The sequence below is a fragment of the Brevibacterium sp. UCMA 11752 genome (assembly GCF_021532235.1).
Taxonomy (GTDB): Bacteria; Actinomycetota; Actinomycetes; order Actinomycetales; family Brevibacteriaceae; genus Brevibacterium; species Brevibacterium antiquum.
Window position 1 is genome coordinate 2617054 of the sequence record NZ_JACBOS010000003.1, and the last position, 24004, is coordinate 2641057.

At 62.6% G+C, this 24004-nt stretch carries 18 protein-coding genes; 12 read left to right on the forward strand and 6 right to left on the reverse strand.

The genetic code is table 11. The features are described 5' to 3' along the window. Positions 1–9: 9 nt before the first annotated feature. Entirely contained in the window at positions 10–1398 is a 1389-nt protein-coding gene (locus HU144_RS11610; protein ID WP_235351463.1) for an L-lactate permease, read from the reverse strand. Between the two features lie 78 nt (positions 1399–1476). Here HU144_RS11610 and HU144_RS11615 point away from each other — a divergent pair, with 78 nt between their 5' ends. From HU144_RS11615 to HU144_RS11655, 9 genes are all read left to right on the forward strand, one after another. Further along, positions 1477–2025, forward strand: a complete 549-nt coding sequence (locus HU144_RS11615; protein WP_235351464.1) for a helix-turn-helix domain-containing protein — start codon at positions 1477–1479, stop codon at positions 2023–2025. 177 nt (positions 2026–2202) lie between these two features. Continuing rightward, positions 2203–3855: an ATP-binding cassette domain-containing protein gene (locus HU144_RS11620; protein ID WP_235351465.1), complete on the forward strand. Its 1653-nt coding sequence runs from the start codon at positions 2203–2205 to the stop codon at positions 3853–3855. 57 nt (positions 3856–3912) lie between these two features. Beyond that, entirely contained in the window at positions 3913–5103 is a 1191-nt protein-coding gene (dusB, locus tag HU144_RS11625) for a tRNA dihydrouridine synthase DusB (RefSeq protein ID WP_235351466.1), read from the forward strand. Between the two features lie 2 nt (positions 5104–5105). Next, positions 5106–6413, forward strand: a complete 1308-nt coding sequence (locus HU144_RS11630) for a deoxyguanosinetriphosphate triphosphohydrolase (RefSeq protein ID WP_096167284.1) — start codon at positions 5106–5108, stop codon at positions 6411–6413. A gap of 3 nt (positions 6414–6416) precedes the next feature. Beyond that, complete coding sequence (gene dnaG, locus HU144_RS11635) at positions 6417–8567, forward strand: DNA primase (RefSeq protein ID WP_235351467.1); 2151 nt, start codon at positions 6417–6419, stop codon at positions 8565–8567. A 90-nt stretch (positions 8568–8657) separates the two neighbouring features. Continuing rightward, positions 8658–9302 carry a TetR/AcrR family transcriptional regulator gene (locus HU144_RS11640; RefSeq protein ID WP_096167287.1) on the forward strand — a complete coding sequence of 215 codons (645 nt, stop codon included), beginning with the start codon at positions 8658–8660 and terminating at the stop codon, positions 9300–9302. An 11-nt stretch (positions 9303–9313) separates the two neighbouring features. Continuing rightward, positions 9314–11080, forward strand: a complete 1767-nt coding sequence (locus HU144_RS11645) for an MDR family MFS transporter (RefSeq protein ID WP_235351468.1) — start codon at positions 9314–9316, stop codon at positions 11078–11080. Continuing rightward, positions 11022–11987, forward strand: coding sequence for a D-2-hydroxyacid dehydrogenase (locus HU144_RS11650; protein WP_235351469.1), 966 nt, complete (start codon positions 11022–11024; stop codon positions 11985–11987). The genes HU144_RS11645 and HU144_RS11650 overlap by 59 nt, the downstream gene beginning before the upstream one ends. 5 nt (positions 11988–11992) lie before the next feature. After that, entirely contained in the window at positions 11993–12589 is a 597-nt protein-coding gene (locus HU144_RS11655) for a hypothetical protein (RefSeq protein WP_235351470.1), read from the forward strand. A gap of 159 nt (positions 12590–12748) precedes the next feature. On the opposite strand, the gene HU144_RS11660 is transcribed toward HU144_RS11655, so the two are convergent. Both HU144_RS11660 and HU144_RS11665 read right to left on the reverse strand, forming a co-directional pair. Next, positions 12749–14176 carry a glyceraldehyde-3-phosphate dehydrogenase gene (locus tag HU144_RS11660; RefSeq protein WP_198396340.1) on the reverse strand — a complete coding sequence of 476 codons (1428 nt, stop codon included), beginning with the start codon at positions 14174–14176 and terminating at the stop codon, positions 12749–12751. A gap of 53 nt (positions 14177–14229) precedes the next feature. After that, positions 14230–15270, reverse strand: coding sequence for a YhjD/YihY/BrkB family envelope integrity protein (locus tag HU144_RS11665; protein WP_235351471.1), 1041 nt, complete (start codon positions 15268–15270; stop codon positions 14230–14232). Positions 15271–15372: 102 nt separating this feature from the next. On the opposite strand from HU144_RS11665, the gene HU144_RS11670 reads away from it, so the two are divergent. Then, positions 15373–16119 carry a DedA family protein gene (locus HU144_RS11670; RefSeq protein ID WP_235351472.1) on the forward strand — a complete coding sequence of 249 codons (747 nt, stop codon included), beginning with the start codon at positions 15373–15375 and terminating at the stop codon, positions 16117–16119. 54 nt (positions 16120–16173) lie between these two features. On the opposite strand, the gene HU144_RS11675 is transcribed toward HU144_RS11670, so the two are convergent. Next, positions 16174–17211 (reverse strand): glutathione S-transferase family protein, encoded by a 1038-nt coding sequence (locus tag HU144_RS11675; RefSeq protein WP_096167298.1) that lies wholly within the window; start codon positions 17209–17211, stop codon positions 16174–16176. A 186-nt stretch (positions 17212–17397) separates the two neighbouring features. Next, entirely contained in the window at positions 17398–19206 is a 1809-nt protein-coding gene (locus tag HU144_RS11680; protein ID WP_235351473.1) for an AMP-dependent synthetase/ligase, read from the reverse strand. A gap of 190 nt (positions 19207–19396) precedes the next feature. Between HU144_RS11680 and leuS the strand changes: the two genes are divergently transcribed. Further along, positions 19397–22321 (forward strand): leucine--tRNA ligase, encoded by a 2925-nt coding sequence (leuS, locus tag HU144_RS11685; RefSeq protein ID WP_235351474.1) that lies wholly within the window; start codon positions 19397–19399, stop codon positions 22319–22321. A 39-nt stretch (positions 22322–22360) separates the two neighbouring features. After that, entirely contained in the window at positions 22361–23188 is an 828-nt protein-coding gene (gene nadE, locus HU144_RS11690; protein WP_328284289.1) for an ammonia-dependent NAD(+) synthetase, read from the forward strand. A gap of 34 nt (positions 23189–23222) precedes the next feature. Here the strand turns inward: nadE and HU144_RS11695 are convergent, their stop codons facing one another. Continuing rightward, positions 23223–23918: a hypothetical protein gene (locus HU144_RS11695; RefSeq protein WP_235351476.1), complete on the reverse strand. Its 696-nt coding sequence runs from the start codon at positions 23916–23918 to the stop codon at positions 23223–23225. Between the last annotated feature and the right edge of the window lie 86 nt (positions 23919–24004).

Here is a 24004-nt window from a genome sequence, read left to right on the forward strand (position 1 = left end):
ATCTGGATCTCAGGCCATGAACTGGATCCAGAGACCGAGCGCCAGCGCGTTGACTCCGGCTACAGTCAGGGCCCGACCCTGAACCCAGCCGATGTCATCTGCCGAGGCGGGAGCTGAAGGTTCGGCCATCTGCACCGACATCGCCACACGCGGAGGGGCAGCCAGTGCTGCGAGCGAGGCGGCGGCGTTGCCGGCTGCCACCACGGGCAGAGATGGAACGTGGGACGCTGTGGCAACCGCGTCGATGGTGCCGGTGAACATGGAGTTTGCGCCGGTGTTCGAACCGGTGACGACGGCTCCGATCGCCGTCAGCCATGGTGTGAAGAGGACGAGTCCGGCGGGCACAAGTGTCCCGATGGCCGCGCTCATCCCGGTTGTCGTCATGATCCACCCCATGAGCATGAACGCGGCAGTTCCGGCACCGATGGGCAGCCAGGAGCGGACGGCGGACGCCGTGACGCTGCTGCGAGAGGTGACCCTGAGTGCGGCGATCACACAGGCGGCGGCCAGCCAGAACGGGGGAGAGGCGACGATCTGAGTCAGCAGCGAAGGGAACGCCGACTCCAGCGCGCGTGCGATGAGCAGGCCCACGGTGAGGGTGGTGTACGGCAGGACTGCCAGGCCCAATCTGTGTGTGAAGCCGGTTCTGCGGCGGCGGATGATGAAGATGGTGCCCATCACGGCGATGACGAGGAGCGAGCCGATGATGCCGGCCGGGGCCATGCCGATCAGGATGTTCGCGGCGAGGATGCCGGACCATAGGAGGGCTGCAGCGGCGCCGATTCCGAGGCAGGAGGTCAGTCTGGGGCGCATGACGAGGATCACCGAGGTGGCCACGATGATGACCGGAATCGCATTGATCCACGCAGTTGCCACACCGAGATCGTCTACGTTGATGCCGGTGAGTGCGGCAGCGACCGTGGTCCCTGGGCCGAGCGCACCCCACGGTACGGCGATGAGTCCCAGGAGTCCGAGAATCGCTGATTGACGCAGCGAACAGCCGAGCAGTCGAAGAACGGGGACTCCGATAGTCACCCCGATGCCGAAGCCGGTGACAGATTCGGCGAACGGGACGAGGCCGAAGACGACGAGGGCCACACCGAGCGGGCGACTGGGTGCCGCCGATTCGACCCAGGCGGAGATCTCGCCCATCGAGCCTGCCGCTTCAAGCAGGCGAGCGAGGACCATCCCGAAGAGGAGGATGAGGGCGACTTCGAGGATGAGGGGAAAGTAGTCCGCCCCGGATTCGAGCAGAACCGACAGCGGCGTCGGAAAGAAGAAGATGACTGCAAGACCGGCGGCGATGACCCCGGCTGCGGCGGAGATCCACGAGCTCTGCTTGAATATGAGCAGGGCGATGGCGAGCATAATGGGGGCAAGCGCCAGCAGTGGAGTCATATGAGAAGTTCCATCATGTGAAGAAGTTTATATTGATGGAACTCACTCTACTATTCAAGAATAAACTATGATGTCACAATGGCGAACACAGAGGACCTCGGAGCCCGTGTATTCGGCGCGCGGATCAGAGCCCGCCGCAAGTACAACGACTTGACGCTCAACGAACTGGCAGTCCGTGCTGGAATCTCCCGTGCGGCACTGTCGAAGATCGAACGCGGCGAACAGGACACCTCGGTCTCGAACGCCATGGGCCTCTCCCGCGCACTCGGGGTCGATGTGGGAGAGCTCCTCGCTCCGCCAGAGGTGGTCATCGCCCGGAGCAGCTCCATCCCTGCCCACAGCGGATACGGCAGGGGCACGCTGCGGCGCGACCTTCCCGCGCCGCGGGAGAACATGGAAGTCGTCCACTACAAACTCGATCCGCACTGCGAAACCGCGTCGTTCGCCGCACACCGCAGCGGCTCACGTGAGTCCTTCTTCGTCCTCGCCGGCACGATCGAAATCGTCACCATCGATCGCCGGACGACTCTGCGAGCAGGAGACTGTGCGCAGGCACCGGGCGATGTTCCCCATCAGCTGTCCAACCCGGGTGACGAGCCGGCGGAACTCATGCTCTTCATCGTCTGAGGCGCAGTTGACTCAAGGGTCTGTCAGCACCCTTGACGAAACGAACCGACCTCGGGCATCCTGGTGCTGATCCATTCCCGGCGAAAGACAGTCATTTCGTGAAGTAATTCCTCATTTCCGCATCACGCGGGTGCAACGGACCCGCAGCGCACTTCTGTGCACGAAATGAGGACACACATGACTGCTGCCGTATCCATCTCCGATCTCGGCTACCGCCTCGGCGACGACACCGAGATCTTCACATCACTGAGCGCCACGATCCCTGCTGCCACCGTCGGCCTGGTCGGCGACAACGGGGTGGGCAAATCCACTCTCGCCAGGATCATCGCCGGTCTGCTCAGGCCCTCTGCCGGGATCATCACCGGTGGCGAGGGCGCCGTCTACATCGATCAGCTGCTGCCGCACGCCCAGGACAGCGTCGCCTCGGCGCTGGGAATCACCGAAATCAGATCGGCACTGTCGACAGCCCTGGCTGGGCAGGCCCAACCCGATGACTTCGAGGTCATCGGTGATGACTGGGACATCGAAGAGCGGGCGCTGAGTGCTCTGGCCGATCTCGGCCTCACGCTCGACGCCGCTGCCCTTGACCGCCGGCTGTCCACCTTCTCGGGAGGTCAGGCCATGCGCATCGGTTTGGCCAGAGCCGCGCTGGCAGGCGACCGCTGGCTGATCCTCGACGAACCCAGCAACAACCTCGACGAGGCAGGGCGTCGACGCCTGGCCGCTCTGCTCCAGGACAGGACCGGACCGACCTTGGTGATCTCGCACGACCGCGCACTTCTGTCGACCGTCTCCACGATTGTCGAGATGACGGACCAGCTGCGGGTGTACGGAGGAGACTTCGACGACTACGAGGCCATGGTCGCGGCCGAGGAAGAGGCGAAGCTCGCCGATCTCGTCGACGCCAAGAAGACCCTGGCGATCGAGAAGCGCCAGCGCATCGAACTCGAGACGAAACTGGCCCGAGCCGACCGAAAGGCGGCCAAGGACAAGGAGAACAAACGTCGACCGAAGATCGTCATGAACGGTCTGACGGACTTCGCCCAGAAGAGCGCTGCGAAGCGTCGAGGAGACAAAGCCGCCGACGAGGAGCAGGCTCGCTCCTCGGTTCGCTCTGCCAAGGACGCCCTGCGCAGGGACTCGAGCATTCGCCTGGATCTGCCGGATACCGCGATCCATTCCGGTAAGCGAGTCCTCGACATCTCCGGGGGAGCGCTGGACCAGCCGCGCACGGTGCTCGGACCTGAGCGCATCAGGCTGACCGGTGCCAACGGCTCCGGGAAGTCGACGTTGCTGACCGCAATCGCCGGCAGATACGACACAGGTGCGCCTGTACACGAGCTGTTTCCGAACATGTCGATCACAGTTCCGGTCCCGATCGGCATCCTCGACCAGCAGTACAGGCTGCCGCCGACGCTGACCGTCATGGAGGCGGTGAGGAAGGACAACCCCAGTCTCGGCCCGCACCGCGTCCATGAGGTATTGGCGGCGATGGGCCTGCGAGCGGGCCGGACCGATCAGCTCTGCTCGACCTTGTCGGGAGGGGAGCGGTTCCGTGTGGCACTGGCGACGACTCTGCTCCAGGACCCCGCTCCCCAGCTGCTCGTACTCGACGAGCCGGGCAACAACCTGGACCTGTCATCGCTGACCGCGCTCGTGACCGCTCTGGACGGATTCGGCGGATCCATGATCGTGGTCACCCACGATGATCGTCTCGCCGAGGAGATGCGTCTTGACGTCGAATGGGACATCCGGGAATTTCTGGCTCAGGAACAGGTTGAAATGGACAGAGATGAGAAAGAGACGGAGGAGCCATATGTGCGATCGTGAGTCGGCGGCATCTGCTTGTGCAGGTGTTCCATCATTTGACGGCTCGGGGATAATGGCATGGTGAGTGTCATCAGCCCTGCCCCAGAATCCGCATCCCCAACCACCGTCGAGCCTCTGCGCATCGGCCCCATCGAGCTGTCCTCGCCGGTGGTGCTGGCACCGATGGCGGGAATCACCAACACCGCCTTCCGCCGCCTGTGCCGCGAGTACGGAGCCGGTCTCTATGTGACAGAGATGGTGACGTCCAGGGCGCTTGTCGAGCGCAGCCCCAAAAGCATGCGGATCATCCAGCATGAGCCGTATGAGACCCCGCGCTCGGTGCAGCTCTACGGCGTCGACCCGGAGACGATCGGGCAGGCCGTGCGGATGCTCGTGGACGAAGACCGCGCCGACCACATCGACCTCAACTTCGGCTGCCCCGTGCCCAAGGTCACCAGGAAGGGCGGCGGCTCGGCACTGCCCTGGAAGAAGGACCTGTTCAAGGCCATCGTCACCACGGCCGTGACCGAGGCTGACCGCGGCGGCATCCCCCTGACGGTGAAGATGCGCAAAGGCATCGACAAGGACCATCAGACCTTCCTCGACGCCGGCGAGACGGCCCGCAATGCGGGTGTGGCAGCGATTGCCCTCCACGGTCGATCCGCGGCGGACCTGTACTCCGGCCAGGCTGACTGGGACGCCATCGCCCGACTCAAGGACCACCTCGGCGACACCGTTCCGGTCCTGGGCAACGGCGACATCTTCGCGGCAGAGGATGCACTTGAGATGATGCGCCGGACGGGATGCGATGGAGTCGTCATCGGCCGTGGATGCCAGGGTCGGCCCTGGCTGTTCGGTGACCTCGCCAATGCACTGGGCGGCAGCGACGAGCGCTTCCGACCCGGCCTCGCCGAGGTTGCACGCGCCGTCTACAAGCACGGTGAATACCTGGCCGAATACTACGAGGACGAATTCTACGGAGTCCGTGACCTGCGCAAACACATCGCCTGGTATTTCAAGGGCTATCCGGTCGGGGGAGACCTGCGTCGTCAGCTGGCGATGGTCTCCTCGCTCGAAGAGCTCGAGGGGCTGCTGGCCCAACTCGATCAGAACGCACCGTATCCTGGTACGGATGCGGAAGGCTCCCGGGGGCGGACCACCCGCCCGAAGAAGCCGCATCTGCCCGAAGGGTGGCTCGACTCCCGCATCTTCGAGGTCAGCGGGAAGTCTCTGCTCTCCGAGGCGGAACTCGACATCTCGGGAGGATGACAATGCCATTCGAATCTCACCCACGCACATCGGTGCGCTCGGGGACCGTGGCGACCTACACGCCGTGGGACGAGGAACGATGGGTGAGCGAACCGGCGAAGAATCCACGCCGCTCGGCCTTTCAGCGTGACCGGGCACGGGTTCTGCATTCCGCGGGTCTGCGCAGACTCGGCGCCAAGACTCAGGTCGTCGAACCAGGCACCGACGACTTCGTCCGTACTCGGCTCACGCATTCCCTCGAGGTCGCCCAGGTCGGACGCGAACTCGCCCGCTACCTCGGCTGCGACCCCGATATCGTCGACACCGCCTGCCTCAGCCACGACCTCGGCCACCCGCCCTTCGGTCATCACGGCGAGACCATTCTCGACGCGCTGTGCGTCGACATCGGCGGATTCGAGGGCAATGCGCAGACGCTGCGTCTGGTCACCCGGATCGAACCGAAGGTGATCGCCGATGACGGTCGCCCGGCCGGACTCAATCTGACACGGGCGAGCCTCGACGCGCTGACCAAATACCCATGGTCGCGAAGCGAGGCATCCGTGGGTCGGCGTGACTCCGGTGTCAGGAAGTTCGGCGTCTACGACGACGACAGAGGAGTCTTCGACTTCTACCGCGACGGGATCGAGAACGGGAAACGATGCATCGAAGCCCAGGTGATGGACCTCGCCGATGACATCTCCTACTCCGTCCACGACGTCGAAGACGCGATCGCCGGCGGCCATCTGCACCTGGGAGATTTCTCTGCCGCGGACCGCCGCGGAGAGCTCTTCGACATCACCCGGAAGTGGTATCTGCCGACCACGAGCGATGAGGAGATGGACAAAGCTCTGTCGAGGCTGCAGGCCGCCGCATACTGGCCGTCGGAGACCTATGACGGATCCAGGCGGGCCCAAGCGGCACTCAAACACATGACGAGCCAGCTCATCGGACGGTTCGTCGGTGCAGCAGAGGCCGCAACCCGTGAGGAGTTCGGATGGGAGCCCTTGTCCCGTTACGCAGCCGCCCTCGTGGTCCCCGAGCCTACGGCTGTCGAGATCGCCGTTCTCAAGGGGATGGCGACGCTGACGGTGATGGTCGCCGAGGATCGTCTGCGTCTCCATGACATCCAGTCCGCCGTCATCACCGAGCTGTCCCAGTGGTACTCCGAGTCGCCGACCAATCTCGAGCCGATGTTCAGGACCGACTACTTCGAGGCCGCCGACGATGCTGCCAGGCTGCGCGTCGTCGTCGACCAGATCGCATCGCTGACCGATCATTCCGCCTGGGCCCTGTACCACCAGCTCAAAGCAGGGGCGGAGGATCGTCTCTAGACCATGGCCGGACTGATCAGACGCGAGGACATCGACGAGCTGCGAAGTCGAACCCGCATCGACGAGGTGGTGGGCGAGTTCGTCACGCTCAAGACCGCGGGAATCGGCTCGCTCAAGGGCCTCTGCCCCTTCCACGATGAGAAGACCCCGTCGTTCACCGTTCGTCCTCAGGTTGGGATGTATCACTGCTTCGGCTGCGGTGAGTCAGGCGACGTCTTCGCCTTCCTGCAGAAGATCGAACAGCTCAGCTTCGTCGAAACCGTCGAATCTCTGGCCGGCAAGATCGGGATGCATCTGCGCTATGAAGATGGCAAGGGTCCCGATCGTGAGCAGGCCAGCCGGCGCCAACGCCTGCTGGAGATGCACGAAGTCGCGCAGCGCTTCTTCACTCAGTCGCTGGAAGGCGAGCAGGGACAGATCGGTCGGGAGTTCCTCGAAGGCCGTGGCTTCCCCAGCAGCTCGAGCCGAGAATTCGGTCTCGGCTTCGCACCCAAGTCCTGGGATTCGCTGACCAGCCAGCTCAAGCGAGCCGGTTTCAGCGAAGAGGAGATTCTTGCCGGAGGCTTGGCCAGTGAGGGTGGCCGCGGCATCTACGACCGTTTCCGGGGCAGGGTCGTCTGGCCCATCAAGGACATGACCTCACGGACCATCGGCTTCGGGGCCAGGCGCCTGTTCGACGACGACCAGGGCCCGAAGTATCTGAATACTCCGGAAACCGCCCTCTATCACAAGAACCAGGTGCTCTACGGTCTGGATCTGGCCAAGAAGGACATCGCGAAGACCAAGCGCGTGGTCATCGTCGAGGGCTATACAGATGTCATGGCCGCACACCTGGCTGGAGTCACGCAGGCGGTGGCCACTTGTGGAACGGCCTTCGGGCCCGAACATGTGAAGATCGTGAGGCGACTGCTCGGCGACGACCCGACGGGACAGGTGATCTTCACCTTCGACGGAGACGCAGCCGGACAGAAGGCGGCACTGCGGGCCTTCGAGTTCGAAAGTGAGTTCACCGCCCAGACCTTCGTCGCAGTCGAACCGGACGGACTCGACCCCTGCGACCTGCGGATGCAGAAGGGCGGCGGCGCGCTGCGCGAACTCATCGACGGTCGCAAACCGCTCTTCGAGTTCGTCATCACCACCGCGATCTCTCGCTACGATCTCGACTCGGTCGAGGGCAGGATCGCTGCAGTCAAGGCCAGTGCCGAGGTCCTGACCGACATTCGCGATCGCAACAGCCTCAGCCACTACTATCGCTTCGTCGCCGGCCGCATCGGCGTCGACATCGACGAGGTGGAATCTGCGGTCAGGGATGCCCGAAAGAGGCCGAAGAAATCGCAGCCTCACCAGTCTCGTCAGACTCAGGGGGGCTCACCGCAGACCCTGCCGGAGACTCCTCCCGGACCTGCCAAGACACCGCCCGGACCGGCTCAGACATCGCCCGGATCGCAGGGTCAGTCTGCCCCGTGGAACCAGCACCAATCGGCTCCGGCGCAGACCCGGCCAGGGCAGCAGCCCGCCGGAGCGCAGGCGCCGGGACCGGCGTCCGGACGACAGGCACCGGGACAGCCAGCGCCCGGCTCCGCCGGGGGAGTTGCCGGCAGGGAAGACACCGCCATCGAATACGTCTACGATGAGCGCCCAGACGTGTCGAACCTGTCGGCCCCGATCAGCCCCGCTCGACTGAAGACGGAGAAGGGGGCCCTGATGGTGGCGCTGCAGCATCCCGAGTTCGTCAACGCAAAGCTCTTCGACTCCCTGTCTGCCCGCGCCTTCGAACACCCGGGCTATCGCCGGATCCAGTCTGCGGTCAAGGCTGCCGGAGGACTGAAGGCAGCCGGAGGTGTGAACTCAGCCGGATCCGCCGACGCCACGCGCTGGGCGGAAGCCGTCCTCGCAGCCAGTGACGAGGACCTCAGGCCCTATGTCATGCAGCTGCTCGTGTCTCCCTTGCCGGTGGCAGACGGTGTCAGCGCGGAGGGATTCGCCAGAGGCATCGTGGCCCGCCTCTTCGACTACGACCTCGAACGGATCGCCAAGGAGCTGCACTCACGGCTGCAGCGGCAGGAGACCACGGACACCGATGCGCAGACGACGCTTCTGGGGCAGCTGCAGGTTCTCGAACAGCACAGGGCACGGTTGAAGACACTGATGTGAAGGCGGTAATTCTCGCCTGAGAACGTGAAATAGTGCACAATTGCAATTTTGCAGTTGGTGAAAAGTTGCATGAGATGCAAAAATGGTCTCATGCGTGAATCCGAACCCGAATCCCTCCGTGCCAAAAAGGCGCGTCAGACGCGTCATGCGCTGCACGACGCGGCAATCACTCGGGTTCTCGACGAGGGACTCGAATGCGCGACGGTGGCGAATATCGCCGCCGATGTCGGCGTATCCACACGAACCTTCTTCAACTACTACGCGACGAAGGAAGACGCCATCGTCGGGCTCGACGAGTCGAATATCGACGCCAAGTTGGTGGATGACTACGTCCACTCTGATTCAGGGGTGGAGGACCTGGCCGAGGACACTGCCCGTTTCGTCCGCGAAGTGCTGCTCATGGGTTCGATGGATCCCAGCCTGCCGGCACGGCGCAGGAAACTGTTCGCCCGCTATCCGGAGCTGGTCAGCAAGCGCTTCGATCGGGCCGAGGCTCTTGAAGAGCTCGTGGCCGAACACGTGTTGGCTCGTCTGCGCTTCCTGGGGCAGGAGTTCTCCACCGAAGAATCGGCCTGGCGCAGCGCCAGGATGCTCACCCAACTGTGCCGGGTGCCCCTGAACCACGCTGGTCAGACGGTCAAGCGCTCACCCGAGCGCATTGACGAGAAGTCCGGCACGCAACCACTCTTCGAAGAATCATTGGGACTCTTCCTCAAGGTTCTGGACCGACTATGACAAAGGCTGAAATGAGAAGCAATCAAGGACTGAGAGCCGGCGGAATGCCGAAGACCCCGGAGGACCACGGCGAACCCGAGCAGATGAAGACATCTGCGATCATCCTGTTGTTTGTGGGACTGATGATCGCGATGTTCATGTTCTCCCTCAACCAGACGGTGCTGGCGACCGCCCTGCCGACGATCGTCGGTGAACTCGACGGTGTTGACCAGATGCTGTGGGTGTCCACAGCGTTCATGCTCGCCTCGACGATCATGATGCCCATCTACGGCAAGGTCGGCGACCTGTTCGGTCGCAAACCTCTCTTCATGTTCGCGATCTGCTGCTTCCTGCTCGGCTCGGTCTTCGCACTCATCGCAAACGACATGTCGATGCTCATCTTCGGCCGTGTGCTCCAGGGCATCGGCGGCGGCGGCATGATGATCCTGTCGCAGTCCATCATCGCCTCTGTGGTCCCAGCCCGTGAACGTGGCAAGTACATGGGCATCATGGGTTCGGCCTTCGCCGTGTCCTCAGTCGCCGGCCCGCTCATCGGCGGTTGGCTGACGGAAGGTCCCGGCTGGCGCTGGGCCTTCGCCATCAACTTCCCACTGGGCATCATCGCTCTCATCGCTGCCGCCATCTTCCTCAAGGTGCCCAAACGCGCCCCCGGACCACGTCCGAAGATCGACGTCATCGGCATGGCCCTGGTCTCGATCGTCACTTCCTGCATCGTCCTCGTCTCCGCGTGGGGCGGACACGACTACGAATGGGGATCGTGGCAGATCAACGGCCTCATCGTCGTCGGTGTCCTCGCGATCGTCGGATTCATCTTCGTCGAGCTCAAGGTCAGCGAGCCGGTCATCCCGATGTACCTGTTCAAGAACCGCGACTTCCTGCTGTGCACCGTCGCCGGCCTGTTCATCGGCGTCGGAATGTTCGGTGTTCTCTCCTACATGCCGACCTATCTGCAGATGGTTCACGGCATCGATGCCACAGTGGCAGGCCTGATGATGGTTCCTATGATGGGCACGATGCTCATCTCCTCGACGCTCATCGGCTTCGTCGTCTCCCGCACCGGCAAGTACAAGAAGTACCCTCTGATGGGCATCCTGATCATGGCGGCCTCTCTTGTGCTGCTGTCGCAGCTCAAAGCAGACAGCGCCGCTTGGGAGACCATGGGCTGCTTGGCTCTGCTGGGGCTCGGACTGGGACTGAGCATGCAGACCCTCGTGCTCGTCGTCCAGAACGCATTCCCTGTTGCCATGGTCGGCACTGCCACAGCATCGAACAACTACTTCCGCCAGGTCGGAGCGACCTTGGGCATGGCCTTCATCGGTTCGGTCTTCACACAGCGCCTCCTGGACAACATCAAAGACGGGATGGGCGAGCTGGCAAAGGCCAATCCGTCGCAGCCGCTGCCCAAGGTGTCCTCGACGGGGCTCACACCCCAGATCGTCGCCGACATGCCTGAGCCGCTGCATACTCTCATCATCACGTCGTACAACGACGCCTTGGTGCCGCTGTTCCTGTGGGTCGCCCCACTGGCACTCCTCGGGTTCGTCTTCCTGTGCTTCCTGCCCAACACACCGCTGGCTCAGACCTTGAAGGCTGACCCTGCGAAACGAGAGCTCGTGCGAGTCGGCGCAGACTCATCCGCCAGTCTGACGGACGTTTCCCAGAGTCAGACCGACTCATCCGATAGTCTGGCTGAGAAGGCTAGGCTGAAGGAGTCGACTCATGACGGTACTGACCATACTCAACGCCCCTGGGACGGAGATTCCGGACCAGCTCACTGATCTCGGTCGAAAGGAGGACGTCGAGCTGCGGATCGTCGAGGCCCACGAGTTGGGCTCCGCTCTCCCCGGCACCGATGTCCTCCTTCTCTGGGACTTCTTCTCAAAGGCGCTGCGCAGCGAATTCGGACACGCTGACAGCCTGAAGTGGATCCACGCGGCCGCGGCAGGGGTGGACTCGCTGCTGTTCGACGAACTCTCGGCCTCGGAGGTCGTGGTCACGAATGCACGTGGCATCTTCGACCGTCCGATCGCGGAATTCGTGCTCAACTACATCCTGATCCATGCGAAGAACTCGCTGCGATCACTTCAGGACCAACGAGAGTCCGTCTGGAACCGTCGATCGACCAAGAATCTCGCGGGATCCCAGGCTCTGATCGTCGGCACAGGTTCGATCGGCCGGGAGATCGCCAGGGTCCTCAGCGCCCTCGACGTCAATGTCACCGGAGCCGGCAGCCACGCACGGACCGGAGACGCTGACTTCGGGACCGTCATCGACTCGTCTCAGCTGAGTTCTCACTTGTCCGGCGTCGACTGGGTCATCAACATCGCGCCGCTGACGGACAGAACGAAGAACCTCTTCGACGCCGAGGTGTTCGCCGCCATGGAGTCAAGCGCCTACTTCGTCAATGTCGGTCGTGGTGAAGGTGTTGTCACCTCCGACCTCGTCAATGCACTCGAGACAGGTGAGATCTCCGGTGCAGGCCTCGACGTCTTCGACGAAGAGCCGCTGCCAGCCGACCACCCCTTGTGGCAGGCCGACAACGTCATCGTCACTCCGCACATGAGTGGGGACACAGATGGATGGCGTACACGCCTGGCCGACCAGTTCGTCGTCCTGTTCGAGAAGTACGCGGCAGGTGAGACGTTCCCGCACACGGTGGACAAGGCGGCGGGCTACGTACGATGACCGAGATGTCAGACCATGCTGCCCAGCGGGCGTTCCTCGCTCAGATCGTCGGCGAACTCATTGCGGTGCGCAGAGCACGACTGCTGAGCATGCTCGTGTTGGCCCTTGCCATGCTCGTAGCCGGTCTCGGCGCGGCGATGCAGGCGCAGGGGACTCGGGTGGACACGGTTCTGCTGTTCTCAGCATTCAGTCTCATCATGATCGGAATCGTGTGCGCCCTGGGGGCGATCATCGCGTGGACGAGGATCAATCGTGACGTCCTCGACTCAGTCGCCTCCGCCAGACCGGCCCGTGCCCGCGCACCCAGAAGCCGCAACGCGGGTATGGCTGTGGCAATCGGCTTTGCGGTGATCGGACTCCTGTTCGGATGGATGCTGTTCTCGATGACACCGATCTTGGCAGTCGCGGTTGTCCTGGCATGTGCGATCCTCGCCTGTCTGGGACCGGTATGGGCCAATGAACTCTCCAGCGCTGATGATCGCTTCGCCGTGATTCTCGACAGCGATGACGAGCTGGCCGATCGGTTCCGCACCTATACCCCGATCTGGCTTCACGACGCGTTCGAGAATGAGAAGGCAGGCAGGGGCAGAGACCGAGCCTGAACAGGTTCGCCGGTCACCGGTCGCATACGGACAGGACGTCTCAGCCGCCTTAGGCAGGAGAGCACTCGAGGCGAGCCGACACTCACAGACAGTGAAGCGCCCGCAGCCATTCAGGCTGCGGGCGCTTACGCATGCGATCAGTCGGTCGGATCGATCAGATCAGGGGAACGCAGGAACGTCGACTCCGGCCATCTTCGCCACACAGCGAATGACTTGGCAGCTGTAGCCGAACTCGTTGTCGTACCAGACGTAGACGACGACGCGGTCGTCATCGACGATCGTGGCCAGGCCATCGACGACGCCTGCTCGCTTCGATCCGACGAGGTCGCTGGAGACCAGTTCGGGGGAGGAGACGTAGTCGATCTGATTGCGCAGCGACGAATTCATCGAGGTCTCACGCAGGAACTCGTTGAGCTCATCGACGCTCGTTGCATTCTCAAGGTTGAGGTTGAGGATCGCCATCGAGACGTTCGGCGTGGGAACCCGGATCGCGTTGCCTGAGAGCTTGCCTTTGAGCTCGGGCAGAGCCTTCGCGACGGCCTTGGCCGCTCCGGTTTCGGTGAGCACCATGTTGAGGCCGGCAGCGCGGCCACGACGGGAGCCCTTGTGGAAGTTGTCGATGAGGTTTTGGTCGTTGGTGAACGAGTGCACTGTCTCGACGTGACCGTTGCGGACCCCGTACTTGTCATGGAGGGCCTTGAGCACCGGGGTGATCGCGTTCGTGGTGCACGATGCGGCTGACATGACAGTATCGTCATCGAGAATGGCCGCGTCGTTGACACCGTAGACGATGTTCTTGACGTCGCCTTTGCCCGGTGCAGTGAGAATGACCTTCGAGGCGCCGGGGCACTCCAGGTGCTTGGACAGACCCTCTTCGTCACGCCATTTGCCGGTGTTGTCAACGATGACGGCATCGTTGATTCCGTACTCGGTGTAGTCGACCTGCGAGGGATCATTGGAGTAGATGACTTGGATCAGCGTTCCGTTGGCCTGAATCGTGTTGGCCTCTTCGTCGACGACGATGCTGCCGTCGAAATTGCCGTGCACGGAGTCACGTCGCAGAAGCGATGCGCGCTTGACGATGTCATCGTCACTGCCCTTGCGCACGACGATTGCACGCAGACGCATACCTGTGCCGCCAGCGCGATCGATGAGGATGCGAGCCAGCAGACGGCCGATGCGGCCGAAGCCATAGAGCACGATGTCGCGAACTGCACCGTCCTCACCCTTGGTACCCGCAACTGAGGCGAGTTCGGCGGAGAGGAAGCTCTCAACGGAGTCGGACTGCTCCTGCTGCTTCTGGATCAGACGACCCAAGTCGATTCGGGTGGGCCCCAGGTCAAGCTCGGCCAGCGCCCGTACGATCTTCAGCGTCACTTCGATGTCGAGATCCTCGCCGAGGAAGTGGCGGGCATAGCGGTGAGCCTTGATCATTCCGATCACTGACTTATTCAGCAGCGACCGGCCGAACAGCGTCAGCAGTACGTCATTCTCGCGGTACAGGCGTCCGGTCAGTGGGATGAGTTCTTCGGCGGCAGTCTGCTTGTTCGCCCATTCGTTCAGGCGAGCCGTCGTTGCATCAGTCAAAGGTCGTGTCTCCTCGGTCAGTTAGCGAATTCTCGCTCAGTCTAACGGGTTGTCTAATCGCGTTTCGTCTGGTGCTCGTCGAAGCGTCGGAATCCCAGCAGAGTGAGTGCGATGATGCCGGCGCCGGCCAACAGAGCACCGAGACTCTGGATCTGGACCTGGGGTTCGACGAAGCGGTATTCGGGCGAGGAGTCTTCCTGTGGCCGGGGCGGGTTCGCGGTTCCGATCCAGGCCGCAACGAAGAGGATGATCCGGGCGAAGATATTCATCGTCAGCATGATCGCGATGATCGATCCGAACACACCGGCAGCTTTGTTGCCGGAGAAGATGTCGACGAGGACCGTGGCCAGGTTGATGAGAATCGTGAAGGCCACGGCGCCGAGGAGTGAGCCCCTGATTTTGGCTCTTTTGCCGACCGGGTGATCGGGCAGCATGGAGAAGAGGAACATGAAGATCAGCCAAGCAGCGCCCAGCGTGATGATGAACGGCACCACCCTGATGACCAATGACCCGAACCCGCCGAGGTCGAGCATCTCGCTGATGATCGAGCCCAGGCCGGTGCCGACTACGGTCAATGCCACAGTGAGCAGCAGGCCCACGATGAGCCCCAGGAGAGTCGCAACGTTGTTGAGGATCTTCTTGACGAATGACTTATTCGGCACGACATCGTCGAAGTCTGCGTGCAGCTGTGCTCTCACCGCGGCACCGAGGTTGCCGATGAATCCCTGGCCTGTGTAGAGAGCCGCCAGGATGGCGATGATGCCAACCGACTGCCAGCTGGTGAGGAAGCTCTCCAGCTGTTCCGTCAGCGATGAGTTTCCGCCCACCTGCTTCTCGATCTGCTCGACGACGATCGGAAGAAGGTCCGGACGTGCAACGTCGAGAACGAAGCCCAGACTGGCGAAGGTGAACATCGCGATCGGCATGACTGCGAGAACCAGGAAGTAGGTGATGGCTGCGCCGAACTGGTTGCCGAGCCGATCGCCGAAGCGTTTGACGGCGCGCATCAGGTGGGCTGGTCCCGGCTGGTTGATGGCGGTGTGGCCGACTTCGGCGACCGTGTTGCGTGAGGCCAGTACTTTGGCTGGTGCCACTTCGTGCTCCTTCGATCTTGACCCGCAGGTGTCTGTTTCAACACTAGCCGCTGGGAGGGTCCTGGGAGTGGTGGGCCGCGCCTGTAATCTAGACTTTTGACCATGCCGACACTAATTTCGACAGCCCTGCCTATCGATCTGACGCTGTCCGCAGGCTCTTCAGCGGCAGACAATCTCAGCGGCTTCTCCGCCTGGGCCGTGACGCTCATGGAGACGCTGGGGCCCATCGGTGTCGGTTTCTTGGTGTTTTTGGACAACATCTTCCCGCCGATTCCCAGCGAACTCGTGCTGCCGCTGGCGGGCTTCACGGCCAGCCAGGGAAGCATGAGCATCGTCCTGGCGATCATCCTCGCCACCGTCGGCTCCGTCGTGGGTGCAGTCGTCCTGTGGGCGCTCGGCAAATGGATCGGCCTTGAGCGCATCAGCCGCATTGCCGTGAAGATGCCGTTGGTCGACGTCGATGACGTGCACAAGACGGTTGGATGGTTCGACAAGCACGGTGACAAGGCAGTGTTCTTCGGCCGGATGGTCCCCATCTTCCGGTCCCTGATCTCCATCCCCGCCGGCATGCGGAACATGTCCATCATTAAGTTCCTGGTGCTGACCACCGCAGGAAGCACAATCTGGAACACCATCCTCATCGTTGCCGGCTTCTACCTCGGCGAGAACTGGTCGATTGTGGAAACCTATGCAGGCTACTTCCAGACGCTGGTCATCATTGCCCTGGTCGTCTTCGTTGCCGTGTGGATCGTATTGAAAGTCCGCAAACGCAGGCGGGCCAAGGCCGCCGGGCGACCCGAGGCCACCTGCGATAGGACGGAAGGCCCAGCCGGTCATTCAGAGGGTTGAGCCTTCGGTTCGCATCACTGCACTTCCCGTGTCATCGCTGCGCTGTCCGTGTCATCACAGCCAGGCGGCAGCGGTGTGCTCCTTCGGAACTTCCTCACCGGCGCGGACGGGTCCGGGGGCGGTGCCGTCGCCGAAAGGCGAGCCACCCAGCCTCTCTCGGCCATGAGGCGAAAGCCAACCGGCGAGATCGGGACCCTTTGGAACGATCTGCGTCGGATTCACATCGACGTGGACGATGTAGTAGTGCTGTTTGATCTGAGTGAAGTCCACGGTGTCTCCGAATCCCGGAGTCTGGTAGAGATCACGGGCATAGCCCCAGAGATTCTCGAAGTCCCGCAGCGTCTGTCGATTGCACTTGAAGTGTCCGAAGTAGACGGGGTCGAAGCGAACCAGCGTGGTGAATAGACGGACATCCGCCTCGGTGATGGAGCCGCCCATGAGGTACCGGGAATTGCTCAGACGTTGTTCAATCGTGTCGAGAGCAGCGAACAGTCGGTCGAAGGCAGCGTCGTACGCTTCCTGAGAGCCGGCGAAGCCACAACGGTAGACCCCGTTGTTGATCTCCGTGTAGATCAGGCGCATGACCTTCTCCATCTCCTCCCGAGACTCTTCGGGCCAGAGATCCGGAGCGCCCTCCCTGTGATACTGCTTCCACTGAGTGGAGAAGTCCTCGGTGATCTGCGGGAAATCGTTCGTCACGACAGCACCACTGGCGATTTCGACCATTGCAGGGACGGTGATTCCGCGGGGGTAGTCCGGGAAGCGTGCGAAGAACGCCTGCTGCAGACGCTCGATGCCCAGCACTGGGTCGACTCCGCCGGGGTCGAGGTCGAACGTCCAGGACCGAGTGTCGTGCGTGGGACCCGGCATTCCGATGGAGATGACGTCCTCGAGGCCAAGCAGCCTGCGGACGATGATCGTCCGGTTCGCCCACGGGCAGGCACGAGCGGCGATGAGCCGGTAGCGACCGGGTTCGACCGGCCACTGCGAGTCGGGATCGGCAAGGATCCGGTCTTCGATGTAGTTCGTATCCCGGTCGAATTCCTCGCCCTTGGCCACGTAGCTGTTCATCCGGCTGGTGTCATCGGACATGATGTCCCCCTTAGGAAAGTTCTATTTTCAACTATCTAAGTACCAGTTTACGTCTTGGTCGGAGATCGCAGGAAGCCAGTAGGGTGCTGGGTGAAGAACCGCTTGATGAGATCGCGTTGATGTCTCGCTCGGATCACCGGTCGAGCGCTGATCAGCCCGCAGTCTGATCAGCGCGCGCAGCAGTCGTCAGTCGGCGTAGAGAGCGTCGATGTCGGCAGCGAAGTCCTTGCCGACGAGGTGACGCTTGACCGACTGCTTTGCCGACAGATAGCCGTTGTCTTCGCTGAGCTCAACGGGCAGGATCGTGAACTTCTTGATGCCCTCCGCCCGTGACACGGTTCTGTTGACGTTCTCGACTGCCTGCTCGATGGTGGCTCTCACGGTTTCGTCGGCAGAAGCCTGGCGCAGGTCCATCTCCGGCAGATCATGATTCTTCAACCATGTCGGCAGCATCTCAGAGTCGAGGAAGATGAGTGCGGAGATGAACTTCCGGTTGTCACCGACGACGACGGGCTGGCCGATGAGCGGGTGGCGGCGCAGTGCATCTTCGAGAGGTGCCGGCGCGATGTTCTTGCCGCTCGAGGTGACGATGAGCTCCTTCTTGCGGCCACTGATCGTGAGGTAGCCGTCCTCGTCGAGAGAACCGAGGTCGCCGGTGGCGAACCATCCGTCGTGGAATTCCTTGTCGGTGGCCTCGGGATTGTTCCAGTATTCGCGGAAGACGGGGACGCCCTTGGCCAGAATCTCTCCATCGGGTGCGATCGCCACGCTGACACCGGGAAGGGGAACGCCGACGGTGCCGATCTTGGACTTCTCCGGCACATTGACAGTGATCGGGGCGGTCGTCTCCGTCAGGCCGTAGCCTTCGAGCACGACGAGGCCGACTCCGCGGAAGAAGTGGCCGAGGTGGGCACCGAGGGGGCCGCCGCCTGAGACCGCGGCGCTGACATTGTTGCCCATGACCGTACGGAGCTTCGAATACACGAGCTTGTCGAAGAGCGCATGCTGCAGCTTGAGCGCGACCGGGACCTTGCCGGCATCCGTGGCCTTGGAATAGGAGACCGCGACCTGTTCTGCTCGACGGAAGATCTTCTCCTTGCCGCCGGACTGGGCCGTCGCCAGTGCCGAGTTGAAGACCTTCTCGAAGACACGAGGAACTCCGAGGATGAACGATGGACGGAAGCTTGCGAGCGCGTCGGTGAGCTTGGTCAGGTCGGACTGGTGGGCCAGCAGAGCGCCGGAGCTGATCGCAAGGACCTCGATGAAGCGGGCGAAGACATGTGCCTGCGGCAGGAACAACAGGGCGCGCATGCCTCCGGTGAAGATCTCGGGGATCTGCTCCTGAGCAGCCTGCACCGTCTGCACGAAGTTCCCGTGTGTGAGGACGCAGCCCTTGGGCTTGCCGGTGGTGCCGGAGGTGTAGATGAGGGTGGCGACCGATTCGCCGGTGACCTGTGAGCGCTGAGCTTCGAGGGCGTCATCGCTGATCTCGCGCCCGGTTGTTTCGAGCTCGGCGAAGGCTCCTTGGTCCCACACCCATAGCTGCGGGGCCGCGATGCCGGCGGCGGCCGCGGCGGCTTCGACCCGGTCCGCGTGCTCACGTGTGCTGACAAGGGCACGGCCGACTTCAGCGTCTTTGATCATCCAGGCCAGCTGGTCTTGAGAAGAGGTGTCGTAGAAGGGAACCGAGATCGCGCCGGCGAACCACACGGCGTAGTCGCTGAGCGTCCATTCGAAGGAGGTGGGACCGAAGATCGCGACCCTGTCCCCGACCTCGACTCCGGAAGCAATGAGCCCCTTGGCTGCTGTGCGGACCTGGGTGAGGAATTCGCCGGCGCTCACTTCCTCCCAGCCGTTCTCAACTGGTTTGGCCAGCAACGGCATATTCGCGTCCTCGGCAACCTTCGCGAGGAAGACATCGGTCGTCGATGACGTCGTATCAACCTTGAAGTCGACGACCGGGGTCGTGGATTGGGGCATTGTCGCTGGGCTCATGAGGTCTCCTTCGTGACGTAAGTTACTGCCCGGTTATCCTACTGGTCTGGCGTTGTGAGGTGAAATCGCTCACGTTTGGAGGCTCAAAACCACTTCACACCTCTATCTGGCAGTCTAGCCAAGTCGAAGCAGGGAATGTTCAGAGTACGATGGTCGAAACCCGCTCACGCCCAGTCAGTGAAGGAAGGTAATGACGACGAATCCTGAGGAGACCGGTTTCCGCTATGACGCGGTGCTGGCCGAGAAGATCGAGAAGTCATGGCAGCGCACATGGGAACAGGCGGGAACTTTCCACGCGCCGAACCCCACCGGTGATCTGAGCCGGGCTGACGGAAGTCTCGGTCGACAGGATTTGGAGTCTGCCTACGCTCCGCCACAGACTCTCGGTGAGCGTGAATCCCTCTACATCATGGACATGTTCCCGTACCCTTCAGGGGCGGGACTGCACGTCGGCCACCCCCTGGGATACCTGGGCACGGACGTCTACGGCCGCTATCAGCGGATGCGCGGGCACAACGTCATGCATGCTCTGTCCTATGACGCATTCGGGCTGCCCGCCGATCTGTACGCGGTCCAGACGGGACAGCACCCACGCATCACGACGGATGCGAACATCAAGAACATGACACGTCAGCTGCGTCGGCTGGGGCTTGCCCACGACGCCCGCCGCAGCTTCGCGACCACCGACGACGACTTCGTCCGGTGGACCCAGTGGATCTTCCTGCAGATCTTCAACTCCTGGTACGACCCGGAGGCAGCCACCGAGGGAGAGGACTCCATCGGTGCCGCACGGCCGATCTCTACTCTGGTCGAGGCGTTCGAGCAGGGAACCAAACAGACACCTGACTCTCGTCCCTGGGCCGAACTGAGCCCGGCGGAGCAGGAGAACATCCTGCAGGACTATCGCTTGGCCTACGTCTCGGAATCCCCGGTCAACTGGTGCCCGGGACTGGGCACAGTGCTCGCGAACGAGGAGGTCACGGCCGAGGGACTGTCCGAACGTGGCAATTTCCCGGTCTACACCCGCCGTCTGCGGCAGTGGAACATGCGCATCACCGCCTACGCCGACCGCCTCATCGACGACCTGGACGACTTGGATTGGCCTTCGGCCGTTCGCAGTATGCAGGTCAACTGGATCGGCCGCTCCAAGGGCGCCCTGCTGCGCCTGCCTGTGGCCGCATCAGATACTCAGGTCGAGGTCTACACGACCCGTCCGGACACACTCTTCGGCGCCACCTACCTCGTCCTCAGCCCAGAGCATCCGCAGGTCGCTGAGCTGACTGGCGCTGAATGGGGTGAGCAGACGCCCGATTCGTGGCGCGGTGGTCAGCCCAGCCCCGCCGAGGCGATCGCCTCCTACCAGCGGGACGCCGCGGCGAAGACTGACGCGGACCGTCAGCAGAGCAAGGAGAAGACCGGAATCTTCACCGGTTCCTATGCGATCAATCCTGCGACCGGTGAGCAGATCCCCATCTTCGTCGCCGACTATGTGCTGATGGGCTATGGCACCGGTGCGATCATGGCTGTTCCGGCAGAGGATGCCCGTGACTGGGACTTCGCGAAGACCTTCGGACTGCCTTATGTGCGCACGGTGCAGCCTCCAGACGACCACGATGAGGACGCTCCCTTCACCGGCTCGGGTGTGATGATCAACTCCGCCAACGACGAGATCGACATCAACGGTCTCGAAGTCGATGCGGCGAAGGCGACGATCACCGATTGGCTGGCCAGCCAGGGTCTGGCTACCGAGTCGACCCAGTACCGACTGCGGGATTGGCTGTTCTCACGCCAGCGCTATTGGGGCGAACCGTTCCCGATCGTCTACAACGAGGCCGGCACCCCCGTCGCACTGCCCGATTCCATGCTGCCGGTGGAGCTGCCAGAGGTCGACGACTTCGCACCTCGGACGTTCGCCGCCGATGATGCCGACAGCCATCCGGAACCTGCCCTGGGGCGCAATCGCGACTGGGTCGAGGTCGAACTCGATTTGGGCGACGGTCCGCAGAGGTACTACCGCGAGACGAACACGATGCCCAACTGGGCTGGATCGTCCTGGTACCAGCTGCGCTACGCCGACCCGCACAACAGCGATCGTCTCGTTGACCCGGTCAACGAGAACTACTGGATGGGTCCACGCGAATCCAAGCCGCGCGGCGGCGCCGACCTCTACGTCGGCGGTGCCGAGCACTCGGTTCTGCACCTTCTCTACGCCCGGTTCTGGCACAAGATACTGTTCGACCTGGGCCACGTCACCTCGTCGGAGCCGTTCCATCGTCTGGTCAATCAGGGCTACATCCAGGCCTACGCCTACACCGACTCACGTGGGGTCTATGTTCCCGCCGCCGAGGTGGAGGAGAGGACAGATGACAAGGGCGAGTCGAGCTTCTGGTACGACGGTTCGCAGGTCAACCGTGAGTACGGCAAGATCGGCAAGTCGCTGAAGAACTCCGTCTCTCCCGATGAGATGTATGACGCCTACGGTGCTGACACGTTCCGCGTCTATGAGATGTCGATGGGCCCGATCGAGCAGGCTCGCCCGTGGGAGACGCGTGCCGTCGTCGGCGCGCAGAGGTTCCTGCAGCGCGTGTGGCGTCTGTTCGTGGATGAGACCACCGGTGAGTCCGTCATCAGGGACGGTGTGGCCGATCCGGAGACGCTCAAGGTCCTTCACCAGGTCATCGACGGCGTCCGAGACGATATGGACCACCTGCGCTTCAACACCGCGATCTCGAAGCTGATCGTGCTCACGAACCATGCGACGAAGCAGGGCGGAGCCACGGCCGACGTCCTCGAACCGCTGGCCATCATGCTCTCGCCCTTCGCGCCGCACTTGGCCGAAGAGCTGTGGTCGAAGCTGGGACGCACATCGACGGTGACCTATGCGACCTTCCCTGTCGCGGACCCACAGCACCTGGTCGCCGACCAGGTCACCTGTGTCGTCCAGGTCAAGGGCAAGGTGCGTGCCAGGCTCGAGGTCGATCCCGATATCTCGGCCGAGGAACTGGAGAAGCTGGCACTGGAATCACCGAATGCCGTCAAGGCGCTCGACGGGGCCGGAGTGCGCAAGGTCATCGTTCGAGCGCCCAAGTTGGTCAATATCGTCCCCGACGCCTGAGCGTCGGCGTCTGCCCGGAAGGGTTGGAAACATATGTCAATGGAAGCCACACAGGACGAGATCCGGCACACCCTGGGTGTGAGGCCGACGATCGATCCGGTGACGGAGGTCGCTCGTCGCGTCGAATTCCTGGTCGACTACATCCTGACAACAGGCGTTCGAGGCCTGACTTTGGGCATCAGCGGCGGCCAGGATTCGACCCTGGCCGGACGCCTGTGCCAACTGGCGGTCGAGGAGCTGCGTCGGCGGGGAGCGAGAGCAGAATTCTGGGCGATCCGCCTGCCGCATCACGTTCAGGCCGATGAGAGCGATGCTCAGGATGCAATGGGATTCATCCGCGCCGACCACGAAGTCGTCATCAATATCGGTTCGGTCACAGACGCGGCGGCGGCTGAATATGAGAACGCCACCGGAGACGCCATCACCGACTTCGGCAAGGGCAACATCAAGGCACGGATGCGGATGGTCGCTCAGTTCGAGCTGGCGGGGGAGAAGCGGCTCCTCGTCGCGGGCACCGATCACGCTGCCGAGGCGGTCACCGGCTTCTTCACCAAATTCGGTGACGGCGGTGCCGATGTGGTGCCGCTGGCCGGGCTGAACAAGCGGCAGGGTCGAGCACTGCTCGACCACCTCGGCGCCCCCGAACATCTGGTGCGAAAGGCACCGACAGCGGACCTGCTCGATGACGAACCGGGCCAGACTGATGAGTCGTCACTGGGAGTCAGCTATGACCAGATCGACGACTTCCTCGAGGGCAGAGACATCGAGAAGTCGGCTGCTGCGACACTCATCGAGAAGTACCGTGCCTCTGAGCACAAGCGTCGGACTCCGGTGACACCGACCGATTCGTGGTGGATCCGCCACTGACTCGGTGCCACTGACTTCGCGCCACTGACTTCGCTCAGGCGACGAGTCCGAGTTCCAATGCTGTCTGGTTGAATTCCCACCGAGCGGAGACGAACCTGTCGCCCAAGCTCTCGCCGCGGCTGCGTGCTTCTGTGTACTCTCTCCAGCCACCCTTGCGGGAGTCACCTGGACGGATCTCTCGCTTCGTCTTATCGTCAGCCAGCGGCCGGGTCTCTTCGTTCACCCAGATCGAGAGAGCCTCGGCTGCGCGATAGAGATTCATGAACGCAGTGTGCGAGCGCGAATTGTCGAAGCTGGACTTCGAGAATTCCTGCCTGAACGTGTGCAGCGGCTCGAGCTCATCGACTTCGAGCGTCCCGTAGGTCGCGTCGAGACGCAGCGACTGCACCAGACCGGCAGAATCCGGGAGCAGATCCAGGATCCGCTGTGCTCGCTCTTCGTCGGGAAGCGCTGTGACCTCTTCGTCGACGGGGGTCAGCCCCAGCGTGTCGAGGCGCCCGCGCTCGGTGCTCAGCAGCTGGCGCAGGGAATCGATCTGCCTCTGCGCCCGCCGCCATTCGCCATGGAACATGAGCAGGGCGCCGATGACTCCCAGGCACAGAACAAGGCCGAGGATCCAGGCGATCGGATGCAGTCCCGGCACAGCGAAGACCACGATGCCCAGAACGCTGAGCACCGCGAATGTCACCGCTGCCGGTGAGTTGGTCAGGAAATCAAAGAAACGCTTCACAATTCCAAGGGTACTGTTTCAACCTGCAGATATCGTGGAACCTAGTGGCATATAGTGTGGCTGAAATGCCGGGACGAAGCAGGGAG